This window comes from Vibrio maritimus, from assembly GCF_021441885.1.
Lineage (GTDB): Bacteria > Pseudomonadota > Gammaproteobacteria > Enterobacterales > Vibrionaceae > Vibrio > Vibrio maritimus_B.
The window spans coordinates 1534244-1553807 of sequence record NZ_CP090438.1 but is presented as its reverse complement, the minus strand read 5'-3'; the positions used below and the strand labels follow the sequence as shown (position 1 = coordinate 1553807).

At 46.4% G+C, this 19564-nt stretch carries 14 protein-coding genes; 8 read left to right on the top strand and 6 right to left on the bottom strand.

Translation table 11 applies throughout. The annotated features are described in order from the left end of the window. Positions 1-18: 18 nt before the first annotated feature. A complete protein-coding gene (locus LY387_RS07095; protein WP_234495857.1) occupies positions 19-4458 on the top strand; it encodes a beta strand repeat-containing protein in 4440 nt (1479 codons plus the stop codon). 387 nt (positions 4459-4845) lie between these two features. Here the strand turns inward: LY387_RS07095 and LY387_RS07090 are convergent, their stop codons facing one another. From LY387_RS07090 to LY387_RS07080, 3 genes are all read right to left on the bottom strand, one after another. After that, the gene (locus LY387_RS07090) at positions 4846-6150 is read right to left on the bottom strand and encodes an HlyD family type I secretion periplasmic adaptor subunit (protein ID WP_234495856.1); all 1305 of its coding nucleotides are present in this window, start codon (positions 6148-6150) and stop codon (positions 4846-4848) included. Positions 6151-6159: 9 nt separating this feature from the next. Next, complete coding sequence (locus LY387_RS07085; RefSeq protein WP_234495855.1) at positions 6160-7860, bottom strand: type I secretion system permease/ATPase; 1701 nt, start codon at positions 7858-7860, stop codon at positions 6160-6162. Positions 7861-7968: 108 nt separating this feature from the next. Further along, a complete protein-coding gene (locus LY387_RS07080) occupies positions 7969-8604 on the bottom strand; it encodes a hypothetical protein (RefSeq protein ID WP_128650073.1) in 636 nt (211 codons plus the stop codon). 236 nt (positions 8605-8840) lie between these two features. Between LY387_RS07080 and LY387_RS07075 the strand changes: the two genes are divergently transcribed. Beyond that, complete coding sequence (locus LY387_RS07075) at positions 8841-10259, top strand: DUF3131 domain-containing protein (protein ID WP_234495854.1); 1419 nt, start codon at positions 8841-8843, stop codon at positions 10257-10259. 62 nt (positions 10260-10321) lie between these two features. Here the strand turns inward: LY387_RS07075 and LY387_RS07070 are convergent, their stop codons facing one another. Next, a complete protein-coding gene (locus LY387_RS07070) occupies positions 10322-11491 on the bottom strand; it encodes a phosphoglycerate dehydrogenase (protein WP_234495853.1) in 1170 nt (389 codons plus the stop codon). A gap of 124 nt (positions 11492-11615) precedes the next feature. Beyond that, positions 11616-12731, bottom strand: a complete 1116-nt coding sequence (locus tag LY387_RS07065; RefSeq protein ID WP_234495852.1) for a phosphoserine transaminase — start codon at positions 12729-12731, stop codon at positions 11616-11618. 387 nt (positions 12732-13118) lie between these two features. On the opposite strand from LY387_RS07065, the gene LY387_RS07060 reads away from it, so the two are divergent. The 4 genes from LY387_RS07060 (at position 13119) to LY387_RS07045 (ending at position 16554) form a co-directional block, all read left to right on the top strand. Further along, a complete protein-coding gene (locus LY387_RS07060; protein ID WP_234495851.1) occupies positions 13119-13589 on the top strand; it encodes a hypothetical protein in 471 nt (156 codons plus the stop codon). A 14-nt stretch (positions 13590-13603) separates the two neighbouring features. Next, a complete protein-coding gene (locus tag LY387_RS07055; protein ID WP_234495850.1) occupies positions 13604-14530 on the top strand; it encodes a tripartite tricarboxylate transporter substrate binding protein in 927 nt (308 codons plus the stop codon). A gap of 74 nt (positions 14531-14604) precedes the next feature. Next, positions 14605-15051, top strand: a complete 447-nt coding sequence (locus LY387_RS07050; protein WP_234495849.1) for a tripartite tricarboxylate transporter TctB family protein — start codon at positions 14605-14607, stop codon at positions 15049-15051. Between the two features lie 9 nt (positions 15052-15060). Then, positions 15061-16554: a tripartite tricarboxylate transporter permease gene (locus tag LY387_RS07045; RefSeq protein WP_234495848.1), complete on the top strand. Its 1494-nt coding sequence runs from the start codon at positions 15061-15063 to the stop codon at positions 16552-16554. Between the two features lie 94 nt (positions 16555-16648). Here LY387_RS07045 and LY387_RS07040 read toward each other — a convergent pair whose 3' ends face one another. Then, entirely contained in the window at positions 16649-17875 is a 1227-nt protein-coding gene (locus tag LY387_RS07040; protein WP_234495847.1) for a DUF819 domain-containing protein, read from the bottom strand. Between the two features lie 553 nt (positions 17876-18428). Between LY387_RS07040 and LY387_RS07035 the strand changes: the two genes are divergently transcribed. Continuing rightward, positions 18429-18617, top strand: a complete 189-nt coding sequence (locus LY387_RS07035; RefSeq protein WP_042472651.1) for a hypothetical protein — start codon at positions 18429-18431, stop codon at positions 18615-18617. Between the two features lie 190 nt (positions 18618-18807). After that, positions 18808-19545, top strand: a complete 738-nt coding sequence (locus LY387_RS07030) for a GntR family transcriptional regulator (protein WP_234495846.1) — start codon at positions 18808-18810, stop codon at positions 19543-19545. Positions 19546-19564 lie beyond the last annotated feature (19 nt).

The following is a 19564-nucleotide window of genomic DNA, read 5'->3' as shown; positions in this document are numbered from 1 at the left end:
GGCTTAAGAGAGGACACCATGGAAGGAACTAAACACGACGACCTAATTACAGGTACAGAGCAAGCTGATAACGTAAACGCAAAGGCTGGTAACGACGAGATACATGCGAAACAAGGCGATGATTTCGTCGCGGGTGGTGAAGGTTCTGATCACATTCAAGCAGGTGACGGCGCAGACGTTGTTCTAGGTGATGTTGAGTACGACAACGACAACAATGCAAACCAATCTAACGGTGATAACAATAACGACAACTGGGGCACAAGTACGTCAGTCTACACATACTCAAGCGGTGACGCGGGTTCTGACACCAATGTCGATGCTCACGGTGTTCGATTGGGCAATTATATCATCGATCAAACCGGTAACCTCACTGCTAACTTCAACGTTGAAGGCAGCTACGACAAAGTCATTATCACCATCAAAGATGAATCTGGCGCTATCGTTCACACCCAAGAAGCCATCGTTGATGAAAACGGCAACATCTCTGTCGATTTCGAGTTCACAGATGAACAAGTATCAGGTGACGCTCCTCTCTTCTTCTCTCTGGCGGACACCAGTGGCGCTCCGGTATCCGAAATCAACACTGTCGATATTCAGGTTCACAACATCTTCAATGATCAAATCTACGGTGGTGCCGGTGATGACATCCTAAAAGGCCAACAAGGTGACGACACTATTTTCGGTGGCACAGGCAATGACTTCCTAGATGGTGATATCAACGACGACCGCCTTTTCGGTGAAGAAGGTGACGACGTTCTAGTTGGCGGTAACGGAAACGACTTCCTATCCGGTGGTGAAGGTAATGACACCTTGTTAGGTAGTGACGGTGACGACACTTTGAAAGGTGATGCAGGCAACGACACTCTTCTAGGTGAACTCGGTGATGATGTTATCTATGGCGGCGAAGGTAACGATGTCGTTATCGGTGATGACGGTACAGATACTCTATATGGCGACGCTGGTGACGACAAAGTATTCGGCGGTAAAGGCGATGATTACCTGGAAGGTGGCGAAGGCGCGGATGAACTCCAAGGTGAAGAAGGTGCCGATACCATCGTAGGTGGTGCGGGTGCAGATTTCGCGATGGGTGGTTCTGGTAACGATACAATCCACGGTGGCAATGATAATGACCTTCTCCTAGGCGGCGACGGCGACGACGTCATGCAGGGTGATGCTGGGGATGACGTGCTTGTCGGTGAGTACGGTAACGACCAACTCGTTGGTGGTGAAGGCCACGACGTACTGATTGGTGACGCTGGTAACGATGTCCTTGTCGGTGGAGCTGGTAATGACGAACTGTACGGCGGCGAAGGTGTCGACACTATGACTGGTGGCGAAGGTGACGACATTATTCACTCAAACCAAGGCGCCGACATTATTGATACTGGCACAGGCAACGACCAAGTATACGCTGGTGAAGGCGACGATGTGATCACTACTGGTCAAGGTGATGACCTAGTATTTGGTCAAAGCGGTAACAATGTTATTGATTCTGGTGAAGGTGTTGACACTATCTACACCGAAGCGGGCGACGACGTTATTAACTCTGGCGCTGACAACGACACTATCTTTGCTGGAGGCGGTCAAAACCAAATCGACACTGGAACAGGTGACGATACTGTCTACGCAGACGGTGGCGATGATGCAGTAAACGCTGGTCAGGGCAACGATACCATTTACGCTGGTGATGGTAACAACCAAATTGACGGTGGCGAAGGAAACGACAAGCTATACGCAGGTGCTGGCAACGACAATATTATCGCGGGTACTGGAGATGACGAAGTGTTTACAGGCGGCGGTGACGACACCATCGAGGCAGGTTTAGGCAATGATGCGATTTTCGCTGGTGGCGGAAACGATACAGTTCTAGGGCAAGAAGGAAATAACAAACTGTTCGGTGAAGGTGGTGACGATACGTTGGTTGCTGGCCTGAATGGAAGTGAGCTATTTGGCGGTTCAGGTAATGATACTCTAACTGGCTCAGATGAAAATGACGTACTTGCAGGTGGCGCAGATAACGACACTCTCATCTCAGGCAAAGGCGACGATACTGTATTTGCGGGTTCTGGCACAGATACCGTCGAGACCGGCGAAGGTAATGACACCGTATTTGGTGAAGCTGGCGATAACACCATCAATACAGGTTTAGGTAATGATGCTGTCTATGGTGGTATCGGTACCGATACAGTCAGTACTGGCGAGGGTAACGATGCGATATTTGCAGACAAAGGCGATGATGTTGTTAACGCAGGTTTCGGTGATGACCATATCGATGGTGGTGACGGTAATGATGAGTTATACGGTGAGGATGGTAACGACGCTATCTTTGGTGGTGCAGGTAACGACGTCCTAGTGGGTGGTGAAGGTTACGACTTCCTAGCAGGCGGGGCCGGCGATGACACCATGACCGATGATGGTCAAGATACCCTGCTTGGCGAAGCAGGTAACGACACACTAACCGCAGCCTCAACCGGTTCGCACAACATCTTCGGTGGCTCTGGTAATGACACACTCATCGGTAGTGATGCCTCTGACACTCTATACGGAGGCGAAGATGATGACACAATCACCGGTGGCGCAGGTGACGATACACTGTTCGCGGGTGATGGCAAAGATACTGTAAATGCTGGAACGGGTAACGATACTGTCTATGGCGAAGCAGGCAACAATACCATCGATCTTGGCGAAGGTGACGATACCCTATTCGGTGGTTCGGGTAGCGACAATGCCATCGGTGGTCTTGGTAACGATAACCTATCCGGTGGTGGCGGTGCCGATGTTCTATCTGGAGGCGCAGGTGAAGACACACTAGATGGTGGCGATGGTAACGACCAGTTGTTCGGCGGAGAAGAAACCGACGTGCTACTTGGTGGCGCAGGCAAAGATACTCTTGATGGCGGTGCTGGTGACGACTTTGTTTACGCCGGTGCTGGTGACGACACCCTAATCGGTGGCGAGGGTGTTGACCAACTCTTTGGTGAATCCGGTAACAATGCGATTGACGGTGGTGCCGGTGATGACATTCTGTTTGGTGGCACAGGAAACGACTCAATTGTGGGTGGTGAAGGCGCTGACTACATCAAGACTGGTGAAGGCAACGATACTGTATCAGGTGGTCTGGGTAATGATGAGATCATCGCTGAGGCTGGCAATAATACTCTGTCTGGCGATGAAGGCGACGACAGCATCACAGCACTTTCTGGCAACAACACGATTGATGGTGGTGAAGGTGTAGATACCATCGAGTCTGGTTCAGGTCACGATACCATTCGTGGCGGCCTTGGCAACGATACTATTACTGCTTCTGGTGGTAATAACGCGCTTTACGGTGATGAAGGCAACGATGCTATCACATCGGGTGCTGGCGACGACCAACTATTCGGTGGTGAAGGTAACGATGCCCTAACCTCAGGAGATGGACACGATAAATTATACGGTGGCGATGGTAACGATACTCTGAACGCTGGTGCGGGTCATGATGTCCTTGAGGGCAACGAAGGCGATGACAAACTGTATGGTTATGGTGATAACGACGCCCTTGACGGTGGTACGGGCAACGACCAACTGTTTGGCGGCGACGGTGACGACCAGCTAACTGGTGGCGTAGGCAACGACAAACTGAAAGGTGATGCGGGTGTTGACCAACTGTTTGGTGGTGAAGGTGACGACCGACTTGAAGGTGGTTCTGGTAATGACACGTTGTTTGGTCAAGACGGCAACGACACTATGTACGGCCAGTCAGGCGATGACCAAATGTATGGTGAGCTGGGTAACGATAAAATGTATGGTGGCTCAGGTGCTGATAACCTATCTGGTAAAGAAGGTGACGATACTCTAGACGGCGGTAGCAGCAACGACTTCGTTGATGGCGGTGTAGGTAACGACACGCTTCGCGGCGGTTCTGGTGACGACTTGGTCTTTGGTCAAGAAGGCAATGACTCTCTTGATGGTGGTTCTGGTCTTGACCAACTATTTGCTGGTAGCGGCGATGACACCTTGATCTTTGACAGCGAAGAGTTGACTACTGGCGACGCTAACTCTGTCTACTTCAGCGGTGGTGAGGGCTTCGACGTACTGGTAGTTGGCAATGACGGTGATGGACAAACCATCGACATGTCCAAAACTGCTTTCCAAGAGATTGAGGGGGTTAAGGTGAACTCTACCGACACTGATATCTCAATCTCGCTAGACAAGATTGTTGTTAACGACACAGCTGGCGAAGCAAACGGTCAGTTTGTGTGTACAGGCGCTAATTCTATCGACCTTACTGGTTGGGGATGGGAGCTTAAGAGTACAGTCGCCGAAATGGACCAGGGTCTTAAAGATGCCTACGAAGCTCAAAACCTTGATACCTCAAATCTATATGGTTACAAACTTGAAAGTGCAGATGGCAAAGAAGTCACTATCTGGAGTGATCTAGACCAAGACAGCATTAACTTCCCATCTGATATTGCTTAACTCCTTTCCTTGTTTTCTTGACTGTTTGCCCTCCAATTGGAGGGCTTTTTTTCACTTCCACTAAGGATTACTACCAAAAAAATGCCCTCGTTTACGAGGGCATTCTCAAGAGAGGGTAGTATTTCGCTAAGTCTAGTTCAAACAACCATATACCTTCTCGTGGCAGACTTGGCAGTGGTACGAATGGCGGTGAGTCTTCTGTCCACAATGGGGACACGGTAGCATCCGTTTGTCCTTACTAAATAGCATGATTACAAATCCGATTGGACCTAAAACATAACCCAATAGCACACCCGCGATTAAGCGCCCTTTTAATGCTCCGACTATGCTGGTCGCCACTAAAAATGACGCGTAGAACATAAGCCAAAATAACGTTTCTGATTCCATCTACACTTCCCTCATCGCGCGATAATAACTGACGCTTAGCGGCGCAGTCAGGTAATCCCATAATGTACGCTCTTCGAGCACAATGAAGACTTCTGTTTGCATTCCTGGGTACAATTCAATGTGCTTAAGGTTTTCAAGGCTCTCACCATTTAGCTTGATTTGAACGGTATATCCTGCCGTTTTTCCATCACTCTCATCACCGAGCCTATCTGCGGCAATATAAGTCACCTCACCTTCAACAGGTGGCGTCCTACGAATGTTGTAAGCCGTTAACCTAACCTTGGCATTCTGCCCAATCCTCACTACATCGATGTCTTGTGGTGGAACTAGAGCCTCTACAATAAGTTCATCGCTATCCGGAACAATTTGCATGATGACGTCGCCAGAGTTCACTACCATACCCACGCCCGCAATACCCAACCCAACTACGGTTCCAGCATGCTCAGCTCGGATTGTGACGCGAGAGCGTACGTCAGAGGCTGCACGCAAAGCCTCACTGACATCTCGAGCCTCTTTTTGAGTATCAGTAAGTTCAGCAGAATAGGTTTGCTTAAGCGCTAACTGCTCCGCTTTATGAGTTTGCTCAAGCGTTTTTAGTTGTCGCATTCCCACTTCGGTTTCTGCCGTGACCTCTGCCAGTTCGGCATCGATGCGAGCTAACGCCCTTTGAAGCTCTAACATCCTAGTTTTGGATACATATCCTTTGTCCACTAACCCCTTGGTCATATCAATTTCTTGTTTAACCAAAGACAGCTGACGCTTTACTGCTCGCTGTTGGAAAGTGCCGCCTCGTACTTGCTCATCCAATAGTGCTTTTTTCTGTAAATACTGACCTTCCGCAAGCTCATTCTTAAGCAGCGCTTGCTGAAACTGAACTTGTTCATTACTAATGATGTTGGCAACCACTTGGGTTTTATCAACAGTATCGGCCGTTGAATCCGGATCATCATAAGTCCAATCCACTGTCTGCTGCTCTTCCAGTAGTGCGCGTAGACGTCTAATTTGATAATCCAATGAAATCGATTTTAAGGTCAGTCGCTGAAAGTCTGCTTCCGCTCGAGAGTTGGATAACTCCACCAGCACATCCCCTTGCTCGACATGCTGTCCTTCCCTCACATAGATTTGCTTAACATACCCACCCTCTAGGTGCTGTACTTGTTTACGCTTTGACTCAACAACAACTACCCCACGAGCGATAGACGCCGAACTGAGTTCTACCGACGTACTCCACCATATAAAACCCACGGTTGTCACAAGAGTAAGAATGATGCCGTTGCGAATGACTTTTGACGTATCGAATACCATCACTACCCCCTAGCCTGCACTGCGTGTTTGCGGCTTGCTTGCCTTGTTATCGTTATCGACATCTGAACTTAAGCCCAAGAACTGCTCGCTCTTGCCTGCTCTTTCCACCTTGCCGTCTTTCAGCAAAATGACCCAGTCCATCTGACGCATAAAGCCCGGACGGTGACTTATCATCACCACAGTAATGTCATTTTCTTTGCAATGCTGGAGCACAATAGCCAGCGCCACCTCACCTTCAGGATCGAGGTTTGAGTTTGGCTCGTCTAACACCAACACCTTAGGGTTCGAAAAAATAGCGCGAGCCAGTCCTATACGCTGCATTTGTCCGCCCGAGAGTTGGACGCCCCCTTCTCCGCAATACGTCTGATAACCATCAGGGAGAGAGATTATCAACTCATGGATACACGCGAGTTTCGCGGCCGCGACTACATCTTCATCTTTGGCATCGCTAAAGCGGGCTATGTTATCCCTTACCGTTCCAGCCAAGAGACCTACATGCTGAGGTAGGTAGCCCACATGCTCGCCAAATTGAACCTCAGACCATTGGCTCACTGCTGCTCCGTCGACTTCTATCATGCCAACACTTGGTTGATAGATGCCCATGATGAGTTTCGCGAGTGTTGATTTTCCTGAGCCAGAGTTACCTAATATAGCGAGAGATTGTCCGCCACCCAGTTTGAAGCTGATGTTTTGTAATATCGGCTCGTTGGCATTGGGAAGCTTAAGGCCCACGTTTTTGAAATGAATATGCCCTTTCGGTCGAGGAAGCCTGGTTTTTTCCACTGGCGCTTTCAAACTCTGAGCTGAGTTCAATCGCTGCCATGCCTTGAATGCAACATACCATGATTTCCATCCACCGACGGCTTGTTCAAAAGGTGAAAGTACTCGCCCCATAATGATTGAAGCAGCGATAATAGCGCCAGTACCTAGCTGTTGGTTCAATACCAGATACACACCAACAGATAGAACCGCAACTTGAAGAATGGTTCGAAAGTAGCGGCTAACGGCCAACACCTTACCCGCGCGAGAGTTGACCTCCCATTGATAGGCTAAGAGCTTCTCGCTTTTCTTTTCCCAAACTTTACCGATGTTGTCTGACATGCCCATTGCATTCAGTGTTGGAGCATTCCTCAGATAATCATTGAGCTCCATGTTGGTTCTGTTGGAATACAAGCTAGATTCTTCATTGGGCTTTCGAGATTGAAGCAACATGACAAATGCCAACATCACGAAGATGACACTGCCTATCAGAGCGACAGTGCCGATATAGGGATGGAGCATAAATAGTATGAGGAGAAAGAATGGCGTCCAGGGTATGTCGAAGATGGCAGAAGTCGAAGGTGTCACTAAGAAGTTTCTGATCTCAGATAGATCATGCAGACCTTGCTTCTCAATTCTGTTGGTTTGTGAGGATTGAGCAATACTTCGAGCTAAAAGAATACCACTCAGTTTTGAATCTAATTTCAAGCCGGATTTCTGAAGCAACTCAGTACGAATATACTCAAGAGCAAATTGTGCAGTCACCAAGAACAGTACAATCGCGAGCAAAGCGAACATAGTCTCGAGACTGTAGCTTGATAAAACACGGTCAAAGAGTTGAAGACCATAGATTGGCAGAGAAAGAACCAGAAAATTGATTGCTAAACTAAACCAACCCGCAACCCACATTTCTCTTTTGGTCTCGTTAAAAGCCTCAGTGATGCGTTCCATGCAATACCTATAAACCCAGTTATAACGTTATAAAGGGAAGTATAGTAATCAAGTCGCACAATTCGAGTTTAATTTCGGCATTAAAACAAGATGTTAGAGCTCCATAGCTTATGCGAGCTGAAGCTCTTTACTGATCTCGTAGCCAGTAGCAAAACGGCGGTTACTCTCTTTCAGTACCCAGTTGATTGGATTACGCACCCAAGGCTGTGGATCATTTTTTGGAAAGCTCTGTACCGTCCTTAATCCAACCACGTTTAAACCAGCTTGTTGGCAGGTCTCGATACAACGCTTCGCATGCCAAGATTGTGCGACGACAATGACATTGCGACCAACGGAATGCTCCAAGGCGACTCTCGCGACGTCCGCTGTTGTTTGGTAGTCATCATTTCGAATCACATTGATGTTTGTCACTTTATCTAATGCGTGTACCGCAACTTCTTGTTGTAAGTGTGCGTCTAGAAACGCATTGTTTTTCATGAGTGACACACTAACATCGGCAAGTTCTTTGTTCACATCTTCACTATCGCCAAACGAAAAAGCGATAATCCCGTGAGCTTTTAACGGGTCGCCAAAATCGGTATGGGTGAGTTCATTTGAATGTAGGTAGTCTTCTAGGCGTGCTTTTTGGGTATCGTCGAGGCGATAGTCAGCAACGCTTTTATCCAAGAAGTGATGAAGTTTAAATGCAGAATCTCTGACAAGAATATTCTCTGAACGGGTGAGCGATTGAATGAAATTTCGCATAGGAGCACCTTATTGACTTCGAAGCCCTGCCTATCCGTTGACCCATTACAGTCCGTTGACGCCAACATCTTAGCAAAACTTAACGCAGAATGACATTTATTTGTACGTTTTTTATACACGTCTAATGTTGCGATTTTTCGAAGATTTGATGTACGCCAGATTAATTATTCTCGAAATACATAAACCATGTATTATCATTAGTTTAGGATTGCCAATTACCAAGGATGAAGCGAACAGTGAGTATACACAAAGTGATGTTGCCCCTACTGGGTTGTATACTTAGCGTTCAAGTGATTGCTTCTGAAGAGGCGTCGCCAAGTTTTTATGGCGGACGGGGTATGACTCAGGGAGAGGCAACTGGCCCAAAAAGTGAGATAGAGTTTCAGCGCCGAGCGATAGCTCCATCGATCATCGTCGAAGCGAATGGCGAACCTCTCAACGAATTTGAGTCGTCGTCTGTCCTACCAATAGATGACGTTACCCCTCAAAAAATAACCCTCGACCTCTCGCGGCTAGATCGCAATGACTGGCTATTAGCAAAAAAGTCGAAGCACTACTTTGACCGTAACTATCACCCAAAGACCGGCCTTTGGGATTCAGTACAAGGCTATCATCACGCCACGATGTGGGATGTGGCCAGTGGCATTGCTGCAACCATTGCAGCCTATGACTTAGAACTCGCATCGCGTGAAGTTACAAAGGACACGTTAACACTGACGCTAAATACACTCGCCGAACTTCCTCTCTACAAAAACACCCTACCCAATAGAGAGTACAGCACCGAGTCTGGCCTACCTTCAGGCAGTTATTCTGAATCCGATAGTAATGGCAATGGCTGGTCGGCACTCGACATTGGCCGTCTACTTATCTGGCTCAAAGTGACACAAGAAAGATTTCCAGACCTAAGCCGTGACATTGAAAAAATACTACAGCGATGGTCGCTTGAAAAAGCCGTTAAAGATGGCAACTTGTTTGGAACCAAGCTTTACCAAGGTAAAGAGTATTATCGTCAAGAAGGGCGTTTAGGATACCTGCAATATGCTGCTCAAGGTTTTGTGTTGTTTGGTTACGATTTGGATGAGAGTTTCAGTTGGAACCACATTGAAGCCGTGGAAGTCGACAATCAAAAGTTACTTATCGACCAGCGAAACCTCCCCTACTTCACCACTGATCCTTATGTTCTTCTTGCGATTGAAATCGGTAATGTGAATGCCTGGTGGAACCAGCTAGACGCCTTGTACGAACTTCATAAAAGTGAGTCAGCCTTGTCTGGGAAACTCAAAGTCTATGCAGAAGATGCGATGAATAAAAGCCCTTGGTTTGCTTACAACAACGTCTATTACTATGGAAAGCCATGGATAAGCGTTAGCCCGGGAGGAAAACCCATTGAAAACCCTCAGATTTTCAGTAACAAAGTGGGGTTCGGACTTAGCGTAATCTTTGAAGATGAATTCGCCGTTACGCTAACGGAAACTGTTCTTAACTCCAGTTTAAGCTCACGCAGTATACCTACCGGTATCTACGAAAATGGCGGCACCAATACGGCTTATAACATTAATACCAACTCGCTCGTGCTTACCGCACTCTGGTACAAAGCGTTAGGGAAGAACTCGATTTATGACTTTGTCACCAATGACTCGCTGGTGACCCAATAAACGGGCCACCAACCTAGTCATTGTCGTTGGTGGTGCTAGCAATCCTCGCAAATAACTGACAATCACAGCGCCCTAACGTTGAATACGTGCTCCACCCCACTGATCGCAGATAGAAGCTCCGCGTTTGGCTCTTGCTCGATATCCAGTATTGTATACGCCACTTCATCCCGACTCTTGTTGAGCATATCAAGTACGTTGATGTTGAGATCCGCAAGTAAAGAAAGAACCGTACCAAGCACTTTAGGAACATTGTCGTTGGCAAACGTGATTCGATAGCCTTCGGCGCGTTCTAATGTGATCTGAGGAAAGTTAACCGAGTTGGTAATATTGCCGTTTTCGAGGAAATCTATAAGCTGCATGGCTCCCATCACCGCGCAGTTTTCTTCTGCTTCTGCCGTAGACGCGCCGATGTGTGGCATGAGAATAACGCCCTCTCTGCCGATTAAAGACGGTGTTGGAAAATCCGTTACATACTGACCTACTTGACCATTTTCTAGTGCCGTAACCACGGCGTCAGTATCGACAATCTCTTTGCGAGCAAAGTTAAGTAGTACCAGACCCGGCTTAGCGGATGCGAGCAGTTCACTGCTGATAAGTCCGATGGTCGCCGGAAGTGCTGGAACATGGACCGTAACGAAGTCGCACTTACCGATTAGCGACTGCAAGTTCTCCGCTCGCTGGATACGACTTGAAAGGCGCCATGCTGCCTCAACACTGAGCGCCGAGTCAAAACCGATGACTTCCATACCTAAATCGATAGCGGTATTCGCGACAGACGCACCGATTGCACCAAGACCAATAACACCCAGCGTTTTACCTTTGATTTCCGACCCTGAGAAGCGTTTCTTCTCTTTCTCCAGTAGTTTGTCCATTGCAGCAGCATCCGAAAGCTCGGTAAGCGACTGGGAGTACTGCATTCCACCAAAAACATCGCGCGCCGAGAGTAACAGCCCTGTTAATACTAATTCCTTTACAGCATTCGCATTAGCGCCAGGTGTGTTGAATACCACAATGCCATTTTCTGTGCAGGCTTGAATCGGAATATTATTCACCCCAGCTCCACAGCGAGCGATGGCTTTTACGCTTGGAGCTATCGGTTCTTCATGCAGTTTTTGACTTCTAAGAAGAATTGCATCCGGCGCACTAAACTCGCTTGAGACTTCGTATTGATCACGTGAAAACTTATCGAGTCCTTTATTAGCAATCGCGTTGTAGGTTTTTATTTGTTTCATTATTGGTTCCACTTTAAGTTGAAAATCCTTTTCTACCCATCAGTGCACTTTATTCGTCCCAATGCTGGCTTTTTTATGTTGCGCCAGAGACAACAAAGCACCTGATAAGCAGGTGCTTTGTTCTTTATTTAGTGACTTCTGCGTAAGCCCAATCTAGCCACGGCAACAATGCTTCTATGTCTGTTGCCTCGACGGTCGCTCCCGCCCATATCCTCAAACCAGCGGGGGCATCACGATAAGCACCGATGTCAAACGCTACTTGCTCTTCATCAAGAAGCTTGATCATGGCTTTAACCTGATCTTCCGTCGCATCTAAGGTTAAGCACACACTAGTATTTGAGCGCTGCTCTGGCTTCTTCGCTAAGAAGTGAATCCAGTCACGAGAATCAACAAAGTTCGTTAACACGGCTAAGTTAGCTTGAGATTTCTCAATCGCCACATCGACCCCGCCTAAGCCATCCACCCAATCTAGGGCATCAATGTAATCCACCACACACAGCATAGAAGGAGTATTGATGGTTGCCCCTTTAAAAATGCCTTCGATCAGCTTACCGCCTTTCGTCATTCGGAAGATCTTCGGCAGTGGCCAAGATGGTGTGTAACTTTCTAGACGCTCAACCGCTTTTGGACTTAGAACAATCACGCCATGACCACCCTCTCCACCAAGTACTTTCTGCCAGCTGTAAGTCACAACATCCAGCTTCTCCCAAGGCATGTCCATTGCAAATACTGCCGAAGTCGCGTCACAAATAGTCAGTCCTTCACGCTCATCACTGATCCAATCACCGTTAGGGACTTTCACACCAGAGGTAGTACCGTTCCACGTAAACACCGCATCATGACTTGGATTAGCCAAAGAGAGATCCGGCAACTCGCCGTATTCCGCAAGATAGCTATATACCTCATCCAACTTTAGCTGCTTAGTGATATCGGTTAACCAACCAGAACCGAACGACTCCCAATGAAATACATCAACAGGTCGTGCGCCTAGCATTGACCACATCACCATTTCCATCGCACCGGTATCTGAACCTGCCACAATACCGACGCGATAGTCGTCCGGGATGCCTAAAATCGCCTTAGTCTTGTCGATAGACTCAGCTAAAACGGCTTTGCCAAGTGAGGAACGGTGGCTACGCCCCAAAGATGCCGTATCGAGATTCGATAGTTGATAGCTTGGGCGCTTGCTACAAGGTCCTGAAGAGAAGTTAGGATTGCTTGGTTTAATTATGGGTTTCATGGGCTTCCTGCCTAAAAATGAATAACTATTCAAAAGATTGTCACAAACACACCAGTTAAGGCAAGCCCCCTCACCATCAACTTGCAGGTTTTGAGAGCTAGTGACGAATATCAGTCTAATAAACAGTTCATAACATGGAATATTTTGGCGGTAACTTCGTCATATTTTTGTAATTTATTAGTACAATTATATTTTAATAACTCACAGTTTATTTGAATTGTAAAAACCTATTCCAAATCACACTTAAATGGCTATTTTAATTAATTAAATTGATCTTAGTGGCAAATAAAATCTATCCAACGTGACCTCTCTATCATTTTGTTCGACGACAAGTGGCGGGCAATTATTGTCTTACAATATAGTAAATTCATTGCCATTGGAGGTGTTATGAAAAGCAATAAAGAGATCGCGTTAGATGCTATCGAATTAGTGAAACCCGCAATTGAAAAACTGTTTGAGCGTACGAATCGCAAAGAGCTACACATCGTCGTTATGGACCCATCCATCAAGCCTTGGGAAGGCAGCTTTGAAGAGTCTATTTTGATCGAGTCTTCATTAGGCAATCCATCTCAATGGACGATTGAATTCGATAAGTTGGCAAGAAAGAAAGCTCAGCAGGCATGGAGGAACAACACTCCAAATATTCATCAGCAGTCTGTTCACCCTTCCTCACTGCGTGAAGGCGACGTCTTATTTTATGGCTCCTTTGTTTATGGCGATATCGTCGTCGCATGTAGTGGCGTTGAACAATGGTACGACATGCTAATTAGCAGTTGGATTGCTCTAGCTATAGAGCAACTCACTATCAGTGAATATCAATCAATAAAAAACACTACCCCTACACAACAATTTAGATAATTAAGGTCAAAACTATGAGCAACTTACTTAAAAAACTATTTGTTACCGCTGGTATTCTCCTTTCGACATCGGTCATCGCTGCCGACTACCCAGCTAAGAATATTCGCCTTGTTGTTCCATTTGGTGCAGGTGGTGGTACCGATGCAGTCGGTCGTACACTAGCAAACTCAGCAAAAGACGTTCTTGGGCAGAACATTGCGGTAATGAACCGTACTGGTGGTGCTGGCGCTGTTGGTATGAGCTTTGGTGCTCAGCAACGTGCAGATGGCTATACACTAACGGTTGTCACTCGCGAGATTGCCTCTCTTCCACAAATGGGACTAATGCAGCATACGGCTGATGATTTCAAACTTATTCGTATGGTCAACCTTGACCCAGCTGTTGTACTTGTTTCCGCTGACAGCCCATATAACACCATTAACGATCTGATCGCTGAGGCGAAGAAAGAAGATGGCGCGGTTAAGTTCGCCTCAACAGCAGCGCCTAACTTCTATCTGATGGCGTTAGAAAAAGACCAAGGCATTAAGCTCAATGCCATTCCTTACAACGGAGCTTCTGAAGCAATTCCAGCGGTTCTTGGTAAACATACTGATGTGACTATGGTTACGCCGGGAGAAGCTATTGCTCAACTACGCTCAGGTCAACTAAAAGCGCTAGGTGTTATGTCAGAAGAGCGAATTGCTTACATTCCTGACGTTCCAACGCTTAAAGAGCAAGGTGTAGACGTGCAAACAGGTACATGGCGTGGTATTGGCGCTCCTAAAAATACGCCAGATGAAGTTATCGAAACACTTGGCAAAGCATTCGACCAAGCTATGGCATCGCCTGAGTTTATCGAGTTCATGGAAAAAGGTGCCATGACAATCCATAACCTAAATGCCGAAGAGTTTACCTCGTTCGTCGAGCAAGATACGAAAGCACTGGGTCAACTTATTAACTAATTCAATTATCTAGTATGTATTACCTGCGGGGGCGCTTCTCTCCCCCGCATCTCTCACGCAGTTGAGGTGAGTCTATGAAAAGTCGTCATGTTATTTTCCCTTCGCTTATGATCATCTTTGGTGCTCTAAGCCTTTATTTCATAAGTCAGTTTGCAGAGCCTCGCTTTCAAGACGCGAGTGTAGATGCCAAATTTTTTCCTAGCGTTGTCGCCATCGCCATCATTCTTCTATCCGGTTTACTGATCATCCAACATGTCATGCAAAAGAAGCTCGCTAAAGAAGAGCTGCCAATTTTCACTAAATTATCGGTGTTTGGTCTCGCGTTTTTAGGTGGCTACGCTCTATTAATCCATGCAGTTGGATATCTCATTGCGTCATTTATCGCATTCACCATCTACCTCATCATATTTAAGGTTAAAAAGCCGCTCTACTATGCCGTCGCGTGGGCATTCGTTTATGGAATTTACTATCTGTTTGGTGAGGTGTTTATCATCGCTTTACCAGAAGGCTTATTATATTAAGGGACCGCTATGTTTGAACATTTAGTCAATGGCCTAGCGGTCGCATTTAGTTTCTCTGTTCTCCCTGTTCTTGTGTTTGGTGTTCTTGGAGGAATTATTCTCGGTGCCCTACCTGGCTTAACAGCCACTATGGGTGTGGCCATCTTGCTGCCTTTTACCTTTGGAATGGAGCCAACCGCCGCACTCGTGATGCTAATCGGTGTTTATATTGGCGGAATATACGGCGGCTCTATTGCAGCTATTTTGCTAAAAACTCCAGGTACGCCAGCATCTGCAGCAACCGTTCTAGATGGGCATACTCTCGCTGCTAAGGGGCAAGCGGCTCGTGCGTTAAGTATCTCTGCTGTGGCTTCATTTACTGGTGGCTTAATCAGTACCATAGTTCTCATCGGTATCTCACCGCTTTTAGCAGACTTCGCTCTGAGATTTAACGCACCTGAATATTTTGCATTGGCTGTGTTTGGCTTAACCATCATTGCTAGCGTATCAGCTCAAAATATTCTCAAAGGCCTGCTCGCTGGTGCGATTGGACTTCTCATTTCAACGGTCGGTTTAGACCCAATTAGTAGCGTCCCTAGGTTTACTTTTGGCGTCATGGATCTATATAGCGGTATCAACGTCATTCCTGTACTGATTGGTTTATTTGCTCTGTCCGAAGCGCTCAACCAAATCGAAAAAATTACGTCAGAAAAGAAAATGGCGAAGCCGAAGTTCGATCGAAGCCTAATGAGCAAGCAAGATCTCAAAGAGATGATGCCAACAGCAGTCAAAAGTGGCTTATTAGGAACTTCTATTGGTTCAGTTCCCGGTGCTGGCGCGGATATCTCAGCGTTTGTTTGCTACAACGAAGCGAAGCGCTCGTCGAAGAATCCAGAAGAGTTTGGTAAAGGGTCTGTACGCGGGCTAGCTGCCGCGGAAGCTGGCAATAACGGTGTAACAGGTGGCTCACTCGTGCCTTTGCTTACTCTTGGTGTTCCGGGAGATGCGGTGGCCGCGGTCTTGCTTGGCGCTCTGATTGTTCAAGGTTTAACGCCTGGTCCTCTGCTGTTTGCACAAAGCCCAGAAGTCGTTTATGGCGTGTTCAGTTCAATGTTGGTGGCTAACCTTGTCATGCTTATCGTTGGGTTGATCGGTATTCGATTCTTCTGCCGCATCATTGAGGTGCCGAAGATACTCATGATTCCAATCATCATCTTCTTGTCGGTCGTTGGTGCTTATGCCATCAACAACTCAATGTTTGATGTCGGCATTGCGATTGGCTTTGGTTTCCTTGGTTTTGTTCTGGGCAAGCTAGAGATACCTTCGTCACCAATTCTACTCGCCATAATCTTGGGTCCTATGGCTGAAACTAACCTAAGAAAAGCGTTGCTTATGTACGATAACAGCTGGTCATTCTTATATGAGAGACCGATCGCACTCGCGTTCATCGTATTAGCTGTTTTCTCTGTGTACTCAACGTTGCGTATGAAAAAACGGCAAAAGCTTCAACAAGCAACAGAATAACTGAAGCAGATACTCAAAGTGTAAAAAAGGCATGGTGTAAAAACCATGCCTTTCTTTTCAATGTATTTTAGGACGAGACAGTATTCAGCTAATTCTAAAAGCCAACAACACTTTGCATCAATATGCCGCAAATATACGCGCCATAAGTACCCAATGCATAGCCCAGAACCGCCATCAAAATACCGACAGGCGCCAGTGATGGATGGAATGCTGCCGCTACAACTGGTGCCGATGCTGCGCCGCCCACGTTTGCTTGGCTACCTACCGCCATAAAGAATAGTGGCGCTCTAATAAGCTTCGCGACACCAATCATCAGCAGTGCATGAATCGTTAACCATGTAATACCGATAAAGAAGTAACCTGGGTTATCTAGAATCGCAGTCACATCCATTTGCATACCAATCGTCGCGACGAGAATATAGATGAATGCCGAACCGATTTTTGATGCGCCAGCATGTTCTAGGGTGCGAGCAGGTTTAAACATAGAGGCGATCAGTGCGAATGTCGTAACCAATACGATTAGCCAGAAGAATCCTGAAGTCAGGCTGTACTTTTCAAGCTCAGGTGCGTTGGTTGCAATCCATGGTGCAATTAAGTCTGCGCCAAAGTGAGCCAAGCCAGTCAAACCAAACGCAATCGCGACGACTTTCATCATATCTGTTGTCGTGATCGGGCGAGAGTTTTCCTCTTCGTATTTCGCCACCGTCTCTTTAAGTTCGTCGATCGACGTTGTATCCGCCTTTAGCCAAGCATCCATTTTCTTTTGACGACCAGCCATGATAAGCAGCACGGCCATCCAAATGTTGGCACAGATGACATCAACAGTGATCATTGCGGAGAACAGTTGGTCACCAACGCCAAACACTTCCTTCATCGCCGCTTGGTTTGCACCACCACCGATCCAAGAACCCGCTACCGTTGTTAGCCCTCGCCATACATCACCAGAAACAAGGTCAGGATTCACGAAGTTTAGAATAATAATCGCCGCTGGACCGCCAATAATAATACCAAGGGTACCTGTCAAAAACATGATGACGGCTTTAGAGCCAAGCCCGAAGATCTTCTTCAGATCAGCCGATACGATAAGTAGTACTAACGCACCTGGAAGCAGATAACGACTTGCAACGAAATACAAGTTAGAGGCTGAGCCATCAATCAAACCAGTCGTATTGAGTAGCGACGGCAGAAAGTAACACAGCAAAAGACCAGGAACGACGGAATAGAATTTTTTCCAGAATGGGTTTTTACTGCTTTCTGTGATAAACACAGCGCCGAGGATTACGGCTAGCAAACCCATGATGACAGCATCATTAGTGATCATGTCGATAAATCTCCTTAACTGATGTCTTCTTGAAACAATTAGACACATTTTGTTAGTTGGCCGAGACTATACCCACAACCCTCGCCTGTCACAAATTTTAACAATCTTTACGCACAGCGCATGAATAATTAAACATTCATCATCATTAGCAATACTAGATCCATAACGATAAACCATGAAAAACAATGTTCAAAAAACAAGCTAACCTCTATATTTTTTTTAATTTACATTAAGTTAGGACGTAGACTTGTGATTTTAACATCTTGCTAACCCCAAAAATCTTTACCTACCTTTCAATAACCAAACAAATGCAACCAAGCGCACCACTTATGTTAAAGCGCTCAAATTTTGTACCCCAAGACAATCACAATTGTTTGATCTAAATCACATAGATAGTCAAGAATGGTAATTTCCAAGTCAATTTGCACCAAGTATTCCCTCATCAACAATTGACCTAACAAACAGAAAATCTAACGATTGCACATCAATACTGGATCTTTATACAGTTACTACATATACTGTTTGTACATACAGTAATTCATGAGGTGTAGTTATGTTGCAAGAAAGACTAGAACGCATCAACGAGCTGCGTAAAAAAGCGATGGCCAATCCTGAATTCATGAAATCTGCGCAAGCTCATGCAGAAGCGCTGCAGAGTCAACAACACACTGCGCAGTCAAAACGCAGTAAAAAGCCGAAAACGCTCTCTGATATCTACAAAGGCTATGACTTCGGGATCTAACTCGAACTTACTTCTCATCAATCGAAGGAGGAAATGTTCCTCCTTCTCATCAACGCAAATCGACTCTTAACCTTTTTTGTTCTTATTATTGCAGGTTGTTTCACAAAATCTGGTCGTAGTGGCTATTTGTATACAAAGTGAAGTATTATTGTCTTAACAAGGAATGAAAACTGTAGAGTGCTGTATCCAAATGGGAAACCTGAAAAACTCAGTAAACAAAAGCGTGAAGACCAAAGTCGCAGGACAGACCCAAGACGACGTGGTTTATTGCCATATTTTCGACGCTATTCTCGAGCAAAGACTGCCACCCGCGACAAAACTTAGCGAAGAAGCATTAGCTGAGATCTTTGGCGTTAGCAGAACCATAATACGTCGTGCGCTACTGAGACTATCCATTGAAAAAGTCATCGATATCAAACCCAACCGAGGCGCGACCGTTTCAGCCCCATCTGTTGAAGAGGCGAAGCAAATATTCAAAGCTCGAGAAATACTTGAAATCGCTATCATAGAGCTTGCAGTCGAGCATGCGACGAAACTACAAATTGCCGAGTGCCGCAAGTTGGTAGAACAGGAAAACCAAGCCTTCGCCCAAGATGACTACGGTAAAGGGCTAAGGCTCTCAGGTGAGTTCCATATCAAACTTGCCGAGATGGCAGATAATGCTCCCCTTTTGGCCTTCCAAAGAAGCATCGTATCTCAATCATCTCTTCTCATCGCAATGTATGAGACGGGCAATCACTCCAACTGCTCCCAAGATGAACATAGCGAGTTACTAGACGCCATAGAAGCAGGTAATAGAGAAAAAGCACTCGCGTTGATGAGCGAGCACCTTGACCATATTCGCTCTAAGCTCAACCTCGATGACAGTATGGCCTCCAACGACTTGCATGTCGTGTTCTCAGATGTTTTGAAGAACAAAGCGAGTTAACTTAAAACCTCTCTAAAAC

What these genes read in the sequence shown, in the direction of transcription:
- LY387_RS07095 (WP_234495857.1), top strand. Translation starts at nt 19, where the DNA reads ATGGAAGGAACTAAACACGACGACCTAATTACAGGTACAGAGCAAGCT.
- LY387_RS07030 (WP_234495846.1), top strand. Translation starts at nt 18,808, where the DNA reads ATGGGAAACCTGAAAAACTCAGTAAACAAAAGCGTGAAGACCAAAGTC.
- LY387_RS07035 (WP_042472651.1), top strand. Translation starts at nt 18,429, where the DNA reads ATGTTGCAAGAAAGACTAGAACGCATCAACGAGCTGCGTAAAAAAGCG.
- LY387_RS07080 (WP_128650073.1), bottom strand. Translation starts at nt 8,604, where the DNA reads ATGCGAAATTTCATTCAATCGCTCACCCGTTCAGAGAATATTCTTGTC.
- LY387_RS07090 (WP_234495856.1), bottom strand. Translation starts at nt 6,150, where the DNA reads ATGGTATTCGATACGTCAAAAGTCATTCGCAACGGCATCATTCTTACT.
- LY387_RS07055 (WP_234495850.1), top strand. Translation starts at nt 13,604, where the DNA reads ATGAGCAACTTACTTAAAAAACTATTTGTTACCGCTGGTATTCTCCTT.
- LY387_RS07060 (WP_234495851.1), top strand. Translation starts at nt 13,119, where the DNA reads ATGAAAAGCAATAAAGAGATCGCGTTAGATGCTATCGAATTAGTGAAA.
- LY387_RS07085 (WP_234495855.1), bottom strand. Translation starts at nt 7,860, where the DNA reads ATGGAACGCATCACTGAGGCTTTTAACGAGACCAAAAGAGAAATGTGG.
- LY387_RS07045 (WP_234495848.1), top strand. Translation starts at nt 15,061, where the DNA reads ATGTTTGAACATTTAGTCAATGGCCTAGCGGTCGCATTTAGTTTCTCT.
- LY387_RS07050 (WP_234495849.1), top strand. Translation starts at nt 14,605, where the DNA reads ATGAAAAGTCGTCATGTTATTTTCCCTTCGCTTATGATCATCTTTGGT.
- LY387_RS07065 (WP_234495852.1), bottom strand. Translation starts at nt 12,731, where the DNA reads ATGAAACCCATAATTAAACCAAGCAATCCTAACTTCTCTTCAGGACCT.
- LY387_RS07070 (WP_234495853.1), bottom strand. Translation starts at nt 11,491, where the DNA reads ATGAAACAAATAAAAACCTACAACGCGATTGCTAATAAAGGACTCGAT.
- LY387_RS07040 (WP_234495847.1), bottom strand. Translation starts at nt 17,875, where the DNA reads ATGATCACTAATGATGCTGTCATCATGGGTTTGCTAGCCGTAATCCTC.